Below are 17,419 nucleotides of genomic sequence, written 5' to 3'. Positions count from 1 at the left end.
CCCCCCGGCCGCGCTTGGCCCGTCCCACGCGGTCTCGGGTCGCGCTCAACGTTTCCACCCCCCGCGTCCCCTGCCGTCTCCCTTTGCGGCTGCGGCGGGGCGGGGCTTGGGGGGGGTCGGGGGCATCGGCGGCGCCGCGGGCGGCATCGGCGGCGCGGGCGGGGGCGCCCACTGCTGCCCGTGAGGCGGCGTTGGCCCCTGGGGTGACATGGGCGGGGCGGCCGGCGGGCTGGGAACGGCGGCGGGCGGCGCCGCGGAGGTGCCCGGATCGTCGACGGCGATCCCGAAGTCGGTGGCGATGCCGGCGAGGCCCGTCGCGTATCCCTGGCCGACGGCGCGCACCTTCCACGTGCCGGCGCGGCGGTAGAGCTCGACGAGGATCAGAGCCGTCTCGGTGCCGAGGCCGGACGGGTCGAACCGGGCGAGCTCCGCACCGCCGCGAGGGTCGCGCACCGCGATGCCGAGCCCGGGAACGCCGGCGAAGGTCTGCGGCCCGCTGCCGTCGAGGCTGCCGGTGACGACCACCTTGTCGATGTCGGCGGGGACGGCCGTGAGGCTGAACTCCAGCGCGGACGGTGGCACCAGCCGCACCCCGGGTCCGGTCGGCTGGTTGAAGAAGACGAAGTCGTCATCGGTGCGCACCTTGCCGGCGGCGGTCACGAGGATCGCGGCGATGTCGAGCGACACCGACGAGGCGATCTCGACCCGGACGTCGGTGGTGGGCAGCGGCGCGTTGCCGCCCTTCGTCAGCACCTGTCCCATAGCCCCTCCAAGGTCACGCACCATCTCGAACGCCCGCACCGGGCGCGTCGGTTCCCACCCCGGGCGCCGCGCCCGCACCTGCGCCGACCCTACGATCGATGCCATGAGACGTGCGGCGGGGGTCCGGTGAGCGACATCGAGGTGCGCGGTCCGGTCGAGCGGCACGCGGCGGCCGTGTTCGGCCCGGACACCGGCCGCGCCGCAGTGACCTTCCTCGGCACGGAACAGATCGAGGTCCTGCGCTTCGGGCCCGACCGGGACGGCTTCGTCCGCTATCTGAGCCTCGGGATGTCCACGGAACCGATGACGGCGGCCGCCTCGGCGGTGCGGGATCCGGCCGGGCCCCGCGCCGAGCTGGTCCTCTCGCTGCGCGGCCGGCGCGACAGCGTGCTGCGCCGCCTCGCCGTGCTCGCGGCGATCCCCGTGGTGGACGGCCGCCCGATCAGCCCCGGCGCGGCGCTCGACCTCGGCGAGCCACTGTGGGACGGCGCTCCCTTCACCGCCGTCCTCGTCGGCGAGCCGGGTGGGCTGATCCCCGACCTGGAGCTGCCCGCGCCGGCCGCGCCGGTCCGGTTCCTGCCGCTGCTGCCGATGACCGCGAACGAGGCCGCCTTCAAGCGCGTCCACGGCCCCGAGACGCTGCATCAGCGCTGGCTCGCCGCCGGCACCGACCTGCGCGACCCGACCCGCCGCGAGGTCGACCTGCGGATGTGAGCGAACTCCCTTCCGGCGATCCGGGCGTACTGGTCTTATAGGCGCGTGACCCGCGACGACGCCGCCAGATCCGGGGCCGACCGGCCCGCACGCCCGCCCGCCCCGCGACACCCCGCCGCGGGCCGGGGCCAGCCGGACCGGCGGACGCTGCTGCTCGGAGGGGTGGGGCTCGGCGGCGCGGTGGCGGCGGCGGGCGGGCTCGCGGCCTGTGGCGGCTCGGGTGGCACGGCACCGACCCCGGCGCCGACGCTGCGAGCACCGACCCCGATCCCGGGGGTGGCCGACGGCGTCTTCGGTGTCGGGGTGGCCAGCGGGGATCCGCTGCCCGACGGCGTGATCCTGTGGACGAGACTGGCGCCGAAGCCCACCGAGGGCGGGGGGATGCCGGCCCGCGACGTCCCCGTCGACTGGCAGATCGCGACGGACGAGTCGTTCCGCTCGGTGGTGCGCGCCGGCACCCAGAACGCGCAGGCCGCGTACGCGCACTCGGTGCATGTCGACGTCCGCGGGCTTGATCCCGGGCACGACTACTTCTACCGGTTCCGCGCCGGCACGGTACTCAGCCCGGTCGGGCGCACCCGCACGGCGGCCGCGCCCGGCTCCGGCCCGCAGGCGGCCAGCGGGCAGCTCAGCTTCGCCCTCGCGTCCTGCCAGGACTTCCAGAACGGCTACTGGGCGGCGTTCGACGCGATCGCGGCCGATCATCCCGACCTCGTCGTGCACGTCGGCGACTACATCTACGAGTACGACCCGGACAGCCGCTTCCCGGACCGCCGGCACACCACGCCGCGGACCCCGGGCCTCGACCAGCTGCAGACGCTCGCCGACTACCGCGACCGCTACGGCCAGTACAAGGCCGACCCGGCCCTGCAGGCCGCGCACCGGGCCGCGCCGTGGATCGTGACCTGGGACGACCACGAGGTGGAGAACAACTACGCTGGGCTCGTCGACGAGGCCGGCGACACCGGCGCGCGTCACCAGGACCCGGCGGCGTTCGCCCGCCAACGCGCCGCGGCCTACCAGGCGTACTACGAGCACATGCCGATCCGCGCGCAGCTCAATCCGGGCTCCCCCGATCTGCGGATCTACCGGCGGCTGACGTTCGGCAGCCTGGTCACGTTCAACGTGATGGACACCCGGCAGTACCGCACCCCGGTGCCGGAGCCGGCACCGCAGGGCATCGGCGCAGCGGCGCTCGGCGCCGACAACACCGCCGGCACCATGGCCGGCGCCGAGCAGGAGCGGTGGCTGCGCGCGGGCCTCGACGCGTCGCGCACGCGGTGGAACATCATCGCGCAGCAGACGATGATGGCGCAGCTCGACGGCCAGCTGCCGGCCGGATCGGGGCAGCTGCTGACCAACCTGGACCAGAACGACGGCTACCGCCCCTACCGCCGCCGCCTGCTGTCCGGAGTCCGCGACAGCCACGCGAGCAATCCGATCGTGCTGTCCGGGGACCTGCACTGCGCCTGGGTGAACGACCTGCGGGTCGACTTCGACCGGCCGGAGACGCCAGCGGTCGCCGCCGAGTTCGTCTGCACGTCGATCAGTTCGGCGTTCTTCCTGGTCTCCGACGACTTCGTCCGCGCGAACAACGACCGGCTCAACCCGCACGTCCGCTACTTCCGCGGTGACCGGCGCGGCTACACCCGCATCCGGATCACGCCGCAGGAGTGCCGCGCCGAGATGCGGACCGTCACCGATCTCTCCAGCCGCGACTCCCCCGTCACCACCGACGCCATCTACGTGGTCGAGGACGGCATCCCGACCGCCCAGCCCGCCTGACCTGCCGGGCCGCTCCCGACCGCCAGCGGATCGGGCCGCGAACACGCATGGCGATGCTACGCTCCGCATAGCTTCGGTCACACTATGACCAGGTGCCGCCCGACCGCCGTCCACACCCGGGAGCCGCGCGTGACGATCGTCGAGAGGCCCGCGGGCGCGGCGGGCCGGACCCCGGAGGACATCGTCACGGCGCACAGCCGGCCGCGCACAAGCCTGCTCGGCTATCTGCGCACGACGTCGCACAAGGACATCGCGGTCATGTACTTCGTGACGTCGATGGGGTTCTTCCTGTTCGCCGGGGTGCTGGCCGTCATGATGCGGGCCGAGCTCGCCCGGCCGGGGCTGCAGTTCTTCTCCAACGAGCAGTACAACCAGCTGTTCACGATTCACGGCACGCTCATGCTGCTTCTGTTCGCGACGCCGCTGGCCTTCGCCTTCGCGAACCTGCTCGTGCCGCTGCAGATCGGCTCCCCGGACGTCGCCTTCCCCCGGCTGAACTCGCTGTCGTACTGGCTGTTCCTGTTCGGCGGGCTGACCGTCATCTCCGGCTTCCTCACCCCGGACGGGGCGGCGGACTTCGGCTGGTTCGCCTACGCGCCGCTCAACAGCAAGGCGTACGCGCCGATGCCGGGCGGCGACCTGTGGATCCTCGGTCTGGTGGTCTCCGGACTCGGCACCATCCTCGGCGCCGTCAACATGATCACGACGCTGCTGTGCCTGCGCGCGCCCGGCATGACGATGTTCCGCATCCCGATCTTCTGCTGGACGTTCCTGGTCACGTCGATCCTGGTGATCGTCGCGTTCCCGGTGCTCGCGGCGCAGCTGCTGTCGCTGGAGGCGGACCGGCGCTTCGGGGCGCACGTGTTCGACGCGGTGAACGGCGGGGCGTTGCTGTGGCAGCACCTGTTCTGGTTCTTCGGCCACCCCGAGGTCTACATCATCGCGCTGCCGTTCTTCGGGCTCATCAGCGAGATGCTGCCGGTCTTCTCCCGCAAGCCGCTGTTCGGCTACAAGGGGCTGGTCTTCGCGACCATCGGGATCGGCGCGCTGTCGATCGCGGTGTGGGCGCACCACATGTTCGTCACCGGTGCCGTGCTGCTGCCCTTCTTCGCCCTGCTGTCGTTCCTCATCGCGGTGCCCACCGGCATCAAGTTCTTCAACTGGATCGGCACGTTGTGGCGCGGGCAGCTCACCTTCGAGGCGCCGATGCTGTTCTGCCTCGGCTTCCTGGTGACCTTCCTGTTCGGCGGGCTCACCGGCGTGCTGCTGGCCAGCCCGCCCATCGACTTCCACGTCAGCGACAGCTACTTCGTCGTCGCACACTTCCACTACGTGGTGTTCGGGACGGTGGTGTTCGCGGCGTTCGGCGGCACCTACTTCTGGTTCCCGAAGGTGACCGGCCGGATGATGAACGACCGCCTCGGCAAGGTCCACTTCTGGACGGTCTTCCTCGGCTTCCACGCCACGTTCCTGGTGCAGCACTGGCTGGGCCTGCGCGGCATGCCCCGGCGCTACGCCGACTACGGCCCGCGGGACGGCTTCACCACCCTGAACACGTTCTCGACCGCCGGCTCGTTCCTGCTGGCGCTGTCCACGCTGCCGTTCCTGTACAACCTGTGGCACTCGTACCGGCGCGGGCCACTCGCCACCGTCGACGACCCCTGGGGCTTCGGCAACTCGCTGGAATGGGCGACCTCGTGCCCACCGCCCCGGCACAACTTCCACTCCCTGCCGCGGATCCGCTCCGAGCGCCCCGCGTTCGACGTTCACTATCCACAACTCGCCGGGGCGGGCGATCTCCACACGAGCCCCGAGTTCACCCCGGCGCGCGCGGGTGAGCGCGAAGCCGAGACGCCCTGACGCGGCGAGGGCGGCGAGGACGACAAGGACGGCGCCGTGCCACGAGCCGACGATGACCATGGCCCGACAGTAGGTCGGTCAGGCCGGCCTGTCGAACGCACGTTCGCCAGCTGTGGACAACCCGCTCAGCCGGGCAGACTGTCCGCGACCGGCACCGTCGCCGTGGTCGGCACGAGCAGCCGCAGCGCCGAGGGACGAACCTCGACGGTCGCGGGCAGCGTCGCCAGCGGATCGCCGTCGGCGTAGACGGCGAACGGCCGGTCGGCCTCCACGCGCACGCGGCGGCCGCGCAGCACCCGCACATGCCGGGTGTGCACATGCCGCCCGGAGAACACCCGCGGGAACAGCGCCAGGAAGGTCAGCCGGGAGGTGTGTGAGATCAGCACCACCTCGACGAGCCCGTCCGTGAGGTCGGCGTCCGGCGCGAAGCGCATCCCGCCGCCGTAGCACGGCGCGTTCGCCGCGCCGACCGTCCAACCGCGCAGCTCACGCGGCGCCTCGTCGTCCACCGTGACGGTGAACCGCGCCGGTCGCCACGCCGCCAGCGCCCGCAGCGCCGCGTAGGTGTAGACATGCCGACCCCGCAGCAGCCGCGCCCGGTCGGCGATCACCTGCACGTCGGAGTCGTACCCGACGCTCGCGATGCCCAGGAAGGGCCGCCCGTCGACCTCGGGCAGGTCGATCCGCACCTCCCGGGCGCGCGCGAGCTCGGCGGCGACGCGGCGCGGGTCGTCGGGCAGGCCGAGCCCACGCACGAAGTCGTTGCCCCGTCCGCCGGGCAGGACGGCGAGCACCCCGCCCGCCGCGGCCACCGCCCCGGCGACCGCGCCGGCCAGGCCGTCCCCGCCGAGCGCGACCACCACCCGTCCCTGCGCGCTGGCCGCGGCGGCGAGCTCGCCGGCGTGGTCGAGGCTCCGGGTCGGCGCCACCCGCACGTCCGCCGCCCAGTGGGACAGCTGCGCGCACACACCGCCGAGCAGCCGCAGCGCCCGCCCGCGGCCCGCACTCGGGTTGACGACCACCGTGAGCCGCCCCCGGTCGACCGCCCGGGCGGGTACAGCCCCGCCCCGCGGGAGCTCCTGGACACCCTGGACAGGCCCCGGCGACGGCCCGGCGGTCGTGCTGGCCGCCGAGCCGCTCGGCACCGACCCGGCGGCGACGGACGGACGCTGTGTCATGCTGGCCTCGTACCTCTCCCCGACCCCGCTGGATCGGATCAGGGTACGGCCACGGGGGGCCGCGTCACCGCAGTGCGGCGGGCCCGCCAGTCAGATGCGCGCTGGCCGCGCCGAAGAACACCCGGTCGCCGAGCTCCGGGGTGTCCCGCAGGTCGCGCAGCTCGAGGTGCTCCATCAGCAGCAGCGCCGCGTCGGCCGGCCACAGGACCAGCCACAGCCAGACCCCGCGTGCCTCCCCGACGAACGCCGCCCGGTCGGGCGGCACGGCCAGCGGCCACATCGCGGTCGGATGCCCGGCGGCCTCGACCTTCGCCTCCGCGGCGCCCGGCAGCGCCGCCGGATCGGGACCCGCGATGCCGGCGAGCCGCGCGGCCAGGCCGATCCCCGGCGACTCGGCGACCAGCACCACCTCCGCCGGCCCGCCGAGCGGCGAGGGACCCGCGATCGCCAGCGCGGTCGCCCGCGGCCCGGTGCGGTCGTCGCCGGCCCAGCCGACCCCGCTGACGTACCAGTGCACCGGCATCGGCTCCGGCAGCCACACGGGTACCGTCGCGCTCGTGGCCAGTGCGTGCAGTGCCTGCTCGCGGGAGGACGCCGCCGCGCGGTAGGGATTCACCTCCCCGTGGTCGTCGCAGCGGTACTGGTTGCTCCACAGATCCGGTGGGCGGAGCGGGCCGAGACAGCGAGGACAGGCCGCGGCAGTGGTCACCGAGCGCCTCCGTGTGAGTCAGGTCGACGCGACCGCCGGACTTCGACGGTTCCGTGACGACTGTTCCCACCGCCTATCACGAGCAACCGTCCCACCAGCACAGATGTGCCGAACAGCCGGGTACGACGCGGCCGTCGTCACCGTGCGCATTCGGCGAAGGCGCCACTGAGGATGTCGAGCCCGGCCAGCAGCAGCTCGTCCGGCATGACCAGCGGGGGCAGCAGACGAAGGACGTTGTTCCAGGTCCCCGCGGTCAGCACGATCAGGCCGCGACGATGGCAGGCCGCCGCGACCGCCGAGGTCAGCGCCGGGTCCGGGGTGTCGTCACCGCCGCCGCGAACCAGCTCCACGGCGAGCATCGCGCCGCGGCCGCGCACATCCCCGACGGCGTCATGGCGCGCGGCGAGCGCGCGCAGCCGCGGCAGCGCGAGCTCGCCGATACGCCGGGCCCGTCCCGCGAGGTCCGCCGACTCGACCAGCTCGATCGCCGCCAGCGCCGCCGCGCAGGCCACCGGGTTTCCGCCATAGGTACCGCCCAGCCCGCCGACCTGCGGAGCATCCATGATCTCCGCCCGTCCAGTGACGGCCGACAGCGGCATCCCGCCGGCGATGCCCTTCGCGGTGGCGATCAGGTCCGGGACGATCCCCTCGTGCTCGCAGGCGAACATCGCGCCGGTGCGGGCGAACCCCGTCTGCACCTCGTCGGCGACGAACAGGATGCCCTCGGCCGCGCAGAACTCCGCGAGCCGGGGCAGGAACCCGTGGCCCGGCACGATGAACCCACCCTCGCCCTGGATCGGCTCGATGACCAGCGCGGCCACCGCCCCCGCGCCGATCTCGTCCCGGATGATCTCGATCACCCGGGTCGCCGCCTGCTCGCCGGCGTGCTCCGGCCCGGTCGGCCAGCGGTACGGGTAGGCGAGCGGCATCCGGTGGATCTCCGGCGCGAACGGGCCGAAGCCGGCCTTGTACGGCATCGCCTTCGCCGTCATCGCCAGGGTCAGGTTGGTCCGCCCGTGGTAGGCGTGCTCGAAGACGACGACGGCGTCGCGCCCGGTCGCCGACCGGGCGATCTTGACGGCGTTCTCGACGGCCTCGGCACCGGAGTTGAACAGCGCCGAACGCTTCTCGTGGTCGCCGGGCGTGAGCCGGTTCAGCGCCTCGCAGACCGCCACATACCCCTCGTACGGCGTGACCATGAAGCAGGTGTGGGTGAACCGGCCGACCTGCTCGCGCACGGCCGCGACCACCTCGTCCGCGGCGTTGCCGACGCCGGTGACGGCGATGCCGGAACCGAAGTCGATCAGCGCGTTGCCGTCGACGTCGACGAGGATCCCGCCGCCGGCGGCGTACGCGTAGACCGGCATCGTCGCGCCCACCCCGCGGGCGACCGCGGCCGATCGCCGGGCGGCCAGTGCCCGCGAGCGCGGCCCGGGGATCTCGGTGACGAGCCGGAGCGCCTGCGGCAGCCCCGGGCCGCCCCGCTCCGGCATGCTCGGGGAGCTCATTCGCCACCTCTTCCTGGGCTCCGGGGCCGGTCCGCGCAGGCGTGCGCGGGCGGCCGACGTCCGCCGCCGCGCGGCCACCCCGTCACGATCCGTCAGTCCCGGTGCCGCGTCCAGCGAGCGCCACCGCCGGACCCACCGCCGCCGCGCGCACGAGGGTGGCGACCACACCGCGACGACAGGCACGGCAACGGCGCGTCACGGTGATGGCCGCCGGGAAGCGCCTAGGATGACCGTTGATGGCGACGAGTGGGATGACGGCGACGATGCCGACACCAGCGGTGAGGCCGGCACCGGCGGTGAGGCCGGCACCAGCCGTCCGCGGTGGCCTCGATGGCTGACGTCACCCCGTTCTGGCTGGCCGGCGAGCGGGCGCGGGGCTCCTCGACCTTCGAGGTCCGCCATCCGTATGACGGGGCCGTGGTCGCGACCGTCGCCGAGCCCGAGGCGGACCAGGTCGAGCGGGCGGTGGCGGCGGCGGTCGAGGTGGCGCCCCGGCTGTCCGGGCTGCCGGCGCATGTGCGGGCCTCGGCGCTCGCCCACGTGTCGAAGGAGATCGCCCGGCGCGGGGACGAGCTCGCGCGGCTCATCACCGCCGAGAGCGGCAAGCCGCTGACCTGGGCCCGGGCCGAGGTCGCCCGAGCCAGTTCGACGTTTCGCTGGGGTGCCGAGGAGGCCCGGCGCTTCGCCGGCGAGCTGACCCGGCTGGACACCGACCCCACCGGGGATGGCCGGCTGGCGCTGACCCGCCGCTTCCCCCGCGGGCCGGTGCTCGGCATCACCCCGTTCAACTTCCCGCTGAACCTGGTCGCCCACAAGGTCGCGCCCGCGCTCGCGATCGGCGCGCCGATCATCGTCAAGCCGGCGCCGCGCACGCCGCTGTCCGCGCTGTTCCTCGGTGACCTGCTCGCCGGCACCGACCTGCCCGAGGGTTCCTGGTCGGTGCTGACCGTCCCGAACGACCGGGTCGGCGGGCTGGTCGCCGACCCGCGGCTGCCGGTGGTGTCGTTCACCGGATCGGGTCCGGTCGGCTGGTCGATCCGCGACGCGGTGCCGCGCAAGCACGTCGTGCTCGAACTCGGCGGCAACGGTGCGGTGCTCGTCGCGCCCGACTTCCACGCTCCGGGCGACCTCGTGCGCGCCGCCGGGCGGATCGCGCTGTTCGCCAACTACCAGGCCGGTCAGTCCTGCATCGCCGTGCAGCGCGTCTACGCCGACCACGGCCTGTACGGCGAGCTGCTCGGCGAGATCGTCACGGCGGTGCGGGCGCTGCGCGACGGCGACCCGACCGACCCCGCCACCGACGTCGGCCCGCTCGTCGACGTCGCCGCGGCCGAGCGGGTCGAGCAGTGGATCGGCGAGGCGGTCGCGGCCGGGGCGACGCTGGTCTGCGGCGGCACTCGCACGGGCGCGAGCCTCGCGCCGACCGTGCTCACGGGCGTGCCCGACGCCGCGCGGGTGGTGCGCGAGGAGGTGTTCGGCCCGGTCATCGTCGTCGAGTCCGTCGACGGGCTCGACGAGGGGCTCGCCCGGATCAACGACTCCGCGTTCGGCCTGCAGGCCGGCGTGTTCACTCATGACCTGGGCACGGCCTTCCGGGCGCACCGGGAGCTCGTCGTCGGCGGTGTGGTCGTCGGGGACGTCCCGTCCTACCGGGCGGACCAGATGCCCTACGGCGGCACGAAGGGCTCCGGCATCGGGCGGGAGGGCGTGCGCTCGGCGATGACCGACCTGTCCGAGGAGCGCGTCCTCGTCCTCACCGGCCTCGACCTGTAGCCGACCCGGCTGGGGGACGGTCGGGGCGGTATCGCACACGGATCGATGCGCCGCGGCGGGCCGTGCTGCCAGCATGGGTGGGTGAGGATCGACCTGCACACCCATTCCACCGCGTCGGACGGCCTGGTCGAGCCGGCGGACCTGGTCCGGCTCGCCGCGGACTCGGGACTCGACGTCATCGCGCTGACCGACCACGACACGACGGCGGGCCTCGGCCGCGCCGCCGCCGCGCTGCCGGCGGGACTGACCCTGGTACCGGGCGCGGAGATCTCCTGTTTCGTGGACACGGGCGGCCGCTCGGTGTCGCTGCACGTGCTCGCCTACCTCTTCGACCAGGCGGAGCCGGCGTTCGCGGCTGTGCGGGCCGCGGTGCGCGACCACCGGGCGGTGCGCGCCCGCCAGATGGTCGACCTGCTCGCCGCCGACGGGCACCCGGTGACCTGGGAGCGGGTCAGTGCGCTCGCCGCCGGCACGGTGGGGCGCCCGCACGTCGCCGCGGCGCTGGTCGAGGCCGGGCTGGTGCCGTCGGTGTCGGCCGCGTTCAGCCGGGAGTGGATCGGCGCCGGCGGCCCGTACTGGGTCGGCAAGACGCAGCCGGACGTCTGGGAGACGTTGCGGCTGATCCGCGGCGCGGGCGGGGTCAGCGTCTTCGCGCACCCGTTCGCGAGCCGCCGCGGCGTCACCGTCGGTCCGGACGTGATCGAGCGGATGGCCCGGGCGGGACTTGCCGGCCTGGAGATCGATCATCCCGACCATGACGCGGACGAGCGGCGCCGGCTGCGCCGGCTCGCCGCCGACCTCGATCTGATCCCCACCGGGTCCAGCGACTACCACGGCAGCAGCAAGCCGCAGCCGCTCGCCGCGGAGACGACCAGCCCGGACGCCTACGAACGCCTCGTCACCGCCGCCACCGGCGCCGTCCCCATCACCGTCTGACATCGGCGCCGAGGGCGGCCGTCCCCCACCTCGCGGACGCATCCCCACTGGGACCGGCTGTCCGCGGACGCGTTGGTCCGCAGACGCCTCTGAGATCAGACGCCCTGATGCTCAGACTCCCGGCTGCTCAGACTCCCGGCTGCTCAGGCACTCCCGCCCGGAGGCCCGGGCGCGCTGACCGCAGCCCTGGTCGACGGAGTCGCCGGGAAGCGGTCCGCTGAGGCGCCCGAGCAGCTCGGCGAGCTGTTCCTGCTCGGTCCGGCTGAAGTGGGACAGCACGTGCCTGCCGACCCCCTTCAGATGCGTGCCGGACGCGGCACGCAGCCGCTCGAAGCCGGCCTGGGTGAGCGTGGCGAGCGTGCCGCGAGCGTCGGCCGGGCTCGGCCGGCGGGCGACCAGCCCCTCGCGCTCCATCCGGTCGACGAGGCGGGTCAGCCCGCTGCGCGAGAGCAGCACTGCCTCGGCGAGTTCACTCATCCGCAGTTCCCGGTCGGGCGCCTCGGACAACTGGACGAGGACGTCGTAGGAGGCCAGCGGCAGGCGGTGCGCCGCGTCGAGCTCGGCTTCGAGCACCCGGGTGACCCGGGCGTGGGCCTGTAGCAGGGACCGCCAGGCGCGCATCCCGCGTTCGTCCACCCAGTCCGCGTCGGTCTCCGAACTGGCGCCGACCATCTGTTCGACCACCCGCTCGACCATGATCGCGCCCTCCCGGTGCCGCCTCAGTCAGCCTATGCCGCCCCCCGGTCCGGTTCGGCGCCCTGACTCGGCCGCCGGACGCCGCCCCCACGTCCCCCAACAATCCAGGTCAGGTCAGTCAGCCGGCCGATTTCGTCAGCTATGCGACAGGCACGACGGACCGCTGTCATTTTGCGGCGGGATCAGCCGATACCTCATGGTCCGGGCGTCTGCGACGGGGATGCGGAGTCGGGCCGCGCACACCCGGGCGACGACCAAACGCTGATGGGCGCGCCGCGGGCTATCGTGGACCTACAGGCGGCCCCGGGGCCGCATCTGATGCCAATCAGTGACTGAGGTTTCCCTTGTCCCCATCCCGGCCTTCCTCCGACGCGATCCAGTCGGCTCTGGCGACGGTGCACGATCCCGAGATCGGCCGCCCCATCACGGAGCTGGACATGGTCTCGTCGGTCCACGTCCTCGACGACGGTTCCGTCGACGTCACGGTGCTGCTCACCGTGTCCGGCTGCCCGATGCGCGAGGAGATCATCAACCGCGTCAGCAACGCCGTCAGCGCCGTGGCGGGGGTGCGCGCCGTCCGGGTCGACCTGCAGGTCATGACGGACGAGCAGCGCACGGCCCTGCACACGAAGCTGCGCGGCGGCGTCGCGCCCAAGATGATCCCGTTCGCCCAACCGGGGTCGATGACCAGGGTGTATGGCGTCGCCAGCGGCAAGGGCGGCGTCGGCAAGTCCTCGATCACGGTCAACCTGGCGGCCGCGATGGCCCGCTCGGGGCTGTCCGTGGGTGTGCTCGACGCGGACATCTACGGCCACTCCGTTCCCCGGATGCTCGGCATCGACCGGCCACCGACGCAGGTCGAAAAGATGATCATGCCGCCCCAGGCCCACGGGGTCCGGGTCATCTCCACCGGCATGTTCACCCGTGGCAACCAGCCCGTCACCTGGCGGGGCCCGATGCTGCACCGCGCCCTGGAGCAGTTCCTCTCCGACGTCTTCTGGGGCGACCTCGACGTCCTGCTGCTGGACCTGCCGCCCGGGACCGGGGACATCGCCATCTCGCTGGCGCAGCTCGTCCCGTCCTCGGAGCTGCTGGTCGTCACGACGCCGCAGCTCGCCGCGACGGAGGTCGCCGAGCGGGCCGGGACGATCGCGGTGCAGACCCGGCAGAACGTCGTCGGCGTCGTCGAGAACATGGCCTGGCTGCCCTGTCCGCACTGCGGCGAGCGGGTGGACGTGTTCGGTTCCGGCGGCGGCGCGGCGGTGGCCGAGCGCCTCACCCGGGTCCTCGGGCACGACGTGCCGCTGCTCGCCCAGGTTCCGGTGGACGTCCGGCTGCGCGAGGGCGGCGACAACGGTGTTCCGCTCGTCGTGAGCGAGCCCGACAGCGAGGCCAGCAAGGCGCTGCGCGCCGTCGCCGACCGGCTGACCTACCGCTCCCGTGGCCTCGCCGGCCGCAGTCTCAACCTCACCCCCGCAGGCCGCTGACCCCGCCCTGACGCCGTATCGCCCCGCGCCCTTCCAGAGGACGGTTCAGGACGGACCGCCGCTGGAAGGGTGACACCGGCAGCCGCGGCGCAGAGCCGTTCGTCGTCAGCACACAGGCAGGCGTGACGATCTACGCGACAGATCACAACGGCCGTGGCCTGGCGGACGCCTGACCGCGAGGACGCCGCTGGGAAGGCTCAGGTGGCGTCGGCGTCGAACGGGGCGGCGCCCGCGTCCGACTGCGGGCCGGCGGGCTGGGCGGGCAGGGCCCGGGGAGCGGCGACAGCCTTCGGCGGGCTGGATTTCGACAGCAGGGCCGGCGGCGTGGCCGGCGCGGGCGCTTCCGCGGCGGGACGTCCGGCGGCCGTGTCCCGCGGCAGCGAGGACTTCGTCAGCGACGGCGGGGCCGGCGTGTCCTCACCGAGCAGCAGCGCGTCCAGCGAGCTGCGCTTGGTCAGGTACGGCGGCAGCGGCTCGTCCTCGAACAGGTGCTTGCGGACGAAGGTCTTGGGGTGCAGGTCCCGGATGTCGAGATCGGCGAACTCCGGCCCGAGCTCCGAACGCAGGTCGTTGCGCATCCCGTTCGCCGTCTGGCGGAGCTGGCGGAGCATACGGCCAGCATCCCGGGCGGCCTTGGGCAGCCGGTCGGGGCCGAAGACGAACAGCCCGATCAGCAGCAGGACAGCGACTTCACCCCATCCAACACCGTTGAACACCGGCTGAGCGTACCTCTCCCGCTGTTGCCACGAAGGACGCTCTGGCAACGAACAGGTGTCGAACGCTCAGCCCTGTTGTTCCTGAAGCGTCATCTGGGTGGTTTGCGTGACGCCGCCGCGCACGTAGGTGACCTTCACCCGATCACCCACCCGGTGCAGGCGGGCCGCGACGTTGAGATCGTTCGTCCCGCGGATCGTGCTCGTGCCGAGCCCGGTGATCACATCACCGACGCGCAGTCCCGCGCGCGCCGCCGCGCCGTCCGGCATGAGGGCGACGATGCGCGCGCCGGGCACGGTCCGCTCCGCGGCTGCCTCGCCGTCGGTGACCGTGGCAGCGGAGGCGCCGACCGTCGGGTGCGTCGCGCGCCCCGTCGAGATGATCTCCTGGGCCACCGAGCGGGCGAAGTCGATCGGGATGGCGAAACCCACGCCGATGTTGCCGCTCTGCGTCTGCTCCTCGTGACCGGGCACCGCGGCGATCGCCGCGTTGATCCCGACGACCTGCCCGAGCGAGTCGAGCAGCGGCCCGCCGGAGTTGCCCGGGTTGATCGCCGCGTCGACCTGGATCGCGCCGATGAGCACCGCGGGCGCGGCACCGTTCTCCCCCGGCACGGTCGGGTTGCGGTCCAGTGCGCTGACCACTCCGGTCGTCACCGTGCCGGACAGGCCGAGCGGCGCCCCGATCGCGACCACCGGCGTTCCCACCACCAGCGAGCCGGAGCGGCCCAGCTTCGCGGCCGGGAGGGGGGACGTGGTGGGGATGCGCAGCACGGCGATGTCGGTCTGCGGGTCCCGGCCGACCACCTGGGCCTGGATCTGACCGAACTCCTGATAGCGCCGTACCGAGATCGGGCTGCCGGCCGCGACCGCGGGCGCGATGACGTGGTTGTTCGTGAGGATGTAGCCGTCCGAGCTGAGGATGATGCCGGACCCGGTTCCGCCGCTGCCGTCGTCGCCGCCCCCGCCGACGTCGATCGTCACCACGGTCGGCAGCGCCGCCGCCGCGACCGCGGCCACGGTCTCGCGCTGGGTCACCGGGGCCGGGTTGCCGATGTCCAGCGTCTTCGCCGGATGAGTCGACGTGTCCCCGGTCGTGACCGCCACGGCGAGGCCGCCGATGCCACCGCCGAACAGTCCCGCCGCGAGCACGCAGGCGACCAGTGCCCGGCGCCCGAGCATGATCGGTCGACCGGCCAGCTCCCCGATCCCGCGCGACGGCGGCCGACCGTCCGGGCCACGCTCCCCCGCGCCGTCAGCCGGCCGGACCAGCGACGGCGCCGCGTGCCGGTCGGCGCCGCCGGCGCCGGGTCGCTGCGACGGCTGGCCACGCAGCATGGTGAGCGTCACGCCACCGCTGCCGGCCTCCGCCACCGGTTCGAGCAGGGATGCGGCGGCGGGCCGCTCCACCCGGCTCGCCGTCGCGGACGCTCCAGCGGCGCCCGGCCCGAACGCGGTGGGTCCCACCCGCTCGGCACTGGCCCGCAGGCTCCAGGCCCGACCGTTCCGGCCGGCCCTGTCCCGCCCGTCGGCACCGACGGGTTGGCCACCGGCGCCGGCCCCTGCCGCCCGGCCGGAGTGCCGTGCGTGCCGGGCGCCCTGCGCCGGGCGGTGCCCGCCCTCTCCCGGCGGCGGTACGGGTGGCCGGCGGACCGGCCGGCGTGCTCCCGGCAGGTCCACGTCGCGGTCCACCGGCTGCGGCGCCCGCGAGGAGCTGCCGCCCGGCGAGGACCCGGGAACCGGCGAGCGCGGCTCCGCCGAAGCGGTCGTGGACGCTCCCGACGAGGCCCGGGCCGCCGACGTCCGGGTGGGCTCGGGCGGCGCGGAGGTCGGGGGCGGGGAGTCGGACCGGGCGTCCGTCGGCGAGCTGGAGGTGGCGCCGGGCTCGGCCGCCGGTCCGGGCTCGGCCGCCGGCTTGGGCTCGGCTGCCGGTCCGGACCCGGCCACGCGTCGGGGCGCGGCCACGGGTCTGGGCGCGGCCTGCGGTCCCGACGGGCCAGGCGAGGCGGCGGACGACGCCGGCTGGACCGACGACGGGCCCGGCTGGACCGACGGGGCCGGCTTGGTGGACGGGGCCGGCTTGGTGGACGGAGCCGACAGCGGCGAGGACGCCGACTGGGACGAGGACGCTGGCTGGCGCGACGACGCCGGCGTGGACGCGGGGAACTCGCGCGGCGGGTGGGCGGGGACCGCTGCGGAGACGGACGGAATGGTCTCCTCGTCCGCCGATCGCACGGCGCCGGCCGCGCGCCCGGTGTCCTCGCGGCGGGATCTTCCCTGGGGCGGCGTGACCGCGCGCTCCGCGGCGTCCGCGCTGCCGGCCGGGCCCGACCCGCCGGATTTCGCGGCCCTGCTCCGGCCTGGGTCGTCCCCGGCGTCGTCCTGATCGTCCGGTATCCGCCGATCCGACGGCCGATCCGACGAGCCGTGGCCGGCGGGTTCGGCCGGGGCGGCGGGTTCCCGGGCGATGGGCTCCCTTCTGACGGGCGGGTCACCGGCGTCGTCGGATTGTTCGGGCGCGGCGAGGACCGGGGAGGACCGTTCGAGGCGCCGGGGCCTCACCGGCGCCACGAACCGGTTCATGATCGCCGCCTCGCTGTCGTTGCCGTCCACACGACCCTCCCGGCCCGGCACGTCACGCGACACGGCGGAACACCGGCAACCGGTTCCATCCTGGGAGGGCCCGCGCGACGAACTCCAAGCGGGTAACACGGTAAAGCCTTAGTTCACGCCAGAGGAGACCTCTCCTGCGGAACGGCCGGAAAAAGACTTCTCGGGTATCGGTGAACTGTGCCCGGCGGGCCGCGGCGGGCCGGAGAATCCTGCTCCGCCAGCGCCGATCCGGCGGATCGCGCCGGTGTGCGTGCCCGGATCAGCGCGGACGTCCCCGAACGGAGGCACCCTGGTCATCATGATCGGTCAACCGGTGTTTCTCCGGCGTTCCAGCGAGGTGAACCGGTAAATGGGCATCCACCGCGGCCTCAACGGCGCAGGGAAACCTTCATCGGCATCAACACCGGAAGCAGCCGGAGGGACCCGCCCGTCGACGTGCCGGGCGCGACCACCGAGGTCACGGTCGGCACCGCGACGGATCCACCGGGCCGCGCGCCGCCGCTGCCGTCCGCGACGGCGGCGCCGGTCATCGCGAGCACGATGAGAGCGGCGGAGCCGAGCAGGGTGCGGCGCAGGGTCGTCCGAGGGCGGCCGGCTCGCCGCGGCGCCGGCCGGCGCGCACGCCCCCGGGAACCGCCCGCCGGCGGGCCGCCGTGGATGGCGAACACCTGCCCGCCGTGCGTGT

At 74.0% G+C, this 17,419-nt stretch carries 14 protein-coding genes and 1 pseudogene; 7 read left to right on the top strand and 8 right to left on the bottom strand.

The features are described 5' to 3' along the window. Positions 1-45 precede the first annotated feature (45 nt). Positions 46-762: a TerD family protein gene (locus tag AC6EXY_RS31915; RefSeq protein ID WP_499842461.1), complete on the bottom strand. Its 717-nt coding sequence runs from the start codon at positions 760-762 to the stop codon at positions 46-48. Positions 763-897: 135 nt separating this feature from the next. On the opposite strand from AC6EXY_RS31915, the gene AC6EXY_RS31910 reads away from it, so the two are divergent. The 3 genes from AC6EXY_RS31910 to ctaD all read left to right on the top strand — a co-directional run bounded on the left by AC6EXY_RS31910 (position 898) and on the right by ctaD (position 5,121). Then, entirely contained in the window at positions 898-1,476 is a 579-nt protein-coding gene (locus AC6EXY_RS31910) for a suppressor of fused domain protein (RefSeq protein WP_101832775.1), read from the top strand. A gap of 45 nt (positions 1,477-1,521) precedes the next feature. Next, entirely contained in the window at positions 1,522-3,261 is a 1,740-nt protein-coding gene (locus tag AC6EXY_RS31905) for an alkaline phosphatase D family protein (protein ID WP_499818181.1), read from the top strand. A gap of 129 nt (positions 3,262-3,390) precedes the next feature. Beyond that, positions 3,391-5,121 (top strand): aa3-type cytochrome oxidase subunit I, encoded by a 1,731-nt coding sequence (gene ctaD, locus AC6EXY_RS31900; protein ID WP_423748103.1) that lies wholly within the window; start codon positions 3,391-3,393, stop codon positions 5,119-5,121. A gap of 125 nt (positions 5,122-5,246) precedes the next feature. Here ctaD and AC6EXY_RS31895 read toward each other — a convergent pair whose 3' ends face one another. The 3 genes from AC6EXY_RS31895 to gabT form a co-directional block, all read right to left on the bottom strand. Further along, positions 5,247-6,299 carry a diacylglycerol/lipid kinase family protein gene (locus AC6EXY_RS31895; RefSeq protein ID WP_101832750.1) on the bottom strand — a complete coding sequence of 351 codons (1,053 nt, stop codon included), beginning with the start codon at positions 6,297-6,299 and terminating at the stop codon, positions 5,247-5,249. 64 nt (positions 6,300-6,363) lie between these two features. Beyond that, positions 6,364-7,008 (bottom strand): DUF6758 family protein, encoded by a 645-nt coding sequence (locus AC6EXY_RS31890; RefSeq protein ID WP_101832751.1) that lies wholly within the window; start codon positions 7,006-7,008, stop codon positions 6,364-6,366. Positions 7,009-7,145: 137 nt separating this feature from the next. Then, the gene (gabT, locus tag AC6EXY_RS31885; RefSeq protein WP_101832752.1) at positions 7,146-8,516 is read right to left on the bottom strand and encodes a 4-aminobutyrate--2-oxoglutarate transaminase; all 1,371 of its coding nucleotides are present in this window, start codon (positions 8,514-8,516) and stop codon (positions 7,146-7,148) included. A 330-nt stretch (positions 8,517-8,846) separates the two neighbouring features. Here gabT and AC6EXY_RS31880 point away from each other — a divergent pair, with 330 nt between their 5' ends. Next, positions 8,847-10,289, top strand: coding sequence for an aldehyde dehydrogenase family protein (locus AC6EXY_RS31880; protein WP_499818180.1), 1,443 nt, complete (start codon positions 8,847-8,849; stop codon positions 10,287-10,289). Between the two features lie 45 nt (positions 10,290-10,334). Further along, positions 10,335-11,225, top strand: coding sequence for a PHP domain-containing protein (locus AC6EXY_RS31875; RefSeq protein WP_207770373.1), 891 nt, complete (start codon positions 10,335-10,337; stop codon positions 11,223-11,225). Positions 11,226-11,336: 111 nt separating this feature from the next. Here the strand turns inward: AC6EXY_RS31875 and AC6EXY_RS31870 are convergent, their stop codons facing one another. Continuing rightward, a complete protein-coding gene (locus AC6EXY_RS31870; RefSeq protein WP_101832754.1) occupies positions 11,337-11,921 on the bottom strand; it encodes a MarR family winged helix-turn-helix transcriptional regulator in 585 nt (194 codons plus the stop codon). Between the two features lie 344 nt (positions 11,922-12,265). Between AC6EXY_RS31870 and AC6EXY_RS31865 the strand changes: the two genes are divergently transcribed. Beyond that, the gene (locus tag AC6EXY_RS31865; protein ID WP_101832755.1) at positions 12,266-13,408 is read left to right on the top strand and encodes an Mrp/NBP35 family ATP-binding protein; all 1,143 of its coding nucleotides are present in this window, start codon (positions 12,266-12,268) and stop codon (positions 13,406-13,408) included. A 197-nt stretch (positions 13,409-13,605) separates the two neighbouring features. Here AC6EXY_RS31865 and tatB read toward each other — a convergent pair whose 3' ends face one another. Together tatB and AC6EXY_RS31855 are read right to left on the bottom strand one after the other, a co-directional pair. Next, positions 13,606-14,124 (bottom strand): Sec-independent protein translocase protein TatB, encoded by a 519-nt coding sequence (tatB, locus tag AC6EXY_RS31860; protein ID WP_101832756.1) that lies wholly within the window; start codon positions 14,122-14,124, stop codon positions 13,606-13,608. Positions 14,125-14,190: 66 nt separating this feature from the next. Next, positions 14,191-15,813, bottom strand: a complete 1,623-nt coding sequence (locus AC6EXY_RS31855) for a S1C family serine protease (protein WP_243407704.1) — start codon at positions 15,811-15,813, stop codon at positions 14,191-14,193. Between the two features lie 76 nt (positions 15,814-15,889). Between AC6EXY_RS31855 and AC6EXY_RS31850 the strand changes: the two genes are divergently transcribed. After that, a complete protein-coding gene (locus AC6EXY_RS31850; protein ID WP_101832757.1) occupies positions 15,890-16,507 on the top strand; it encodes a hypothetical protein in 618 nt (205 codons plus the stop codon). 595 nt (positions 16,508-17,102) lie between these two features. Here the strand turns inward: AC6EXY_RS31850 and AC6EXY_RS31845 are convergent. After that, positions 17,103-17,419: pseudogene (locus AC6EXY_RS31845) on the bottom strand (hypothetical protein); the annotation flags it as partial.

This window comes from Frankia sp. RB5 (genome assembly GCF_059816245.1).
Note: the sequence above shows the minus strand (reverse complement) of the source record. Positions and strands in the feature narration are given on the sequence as shown.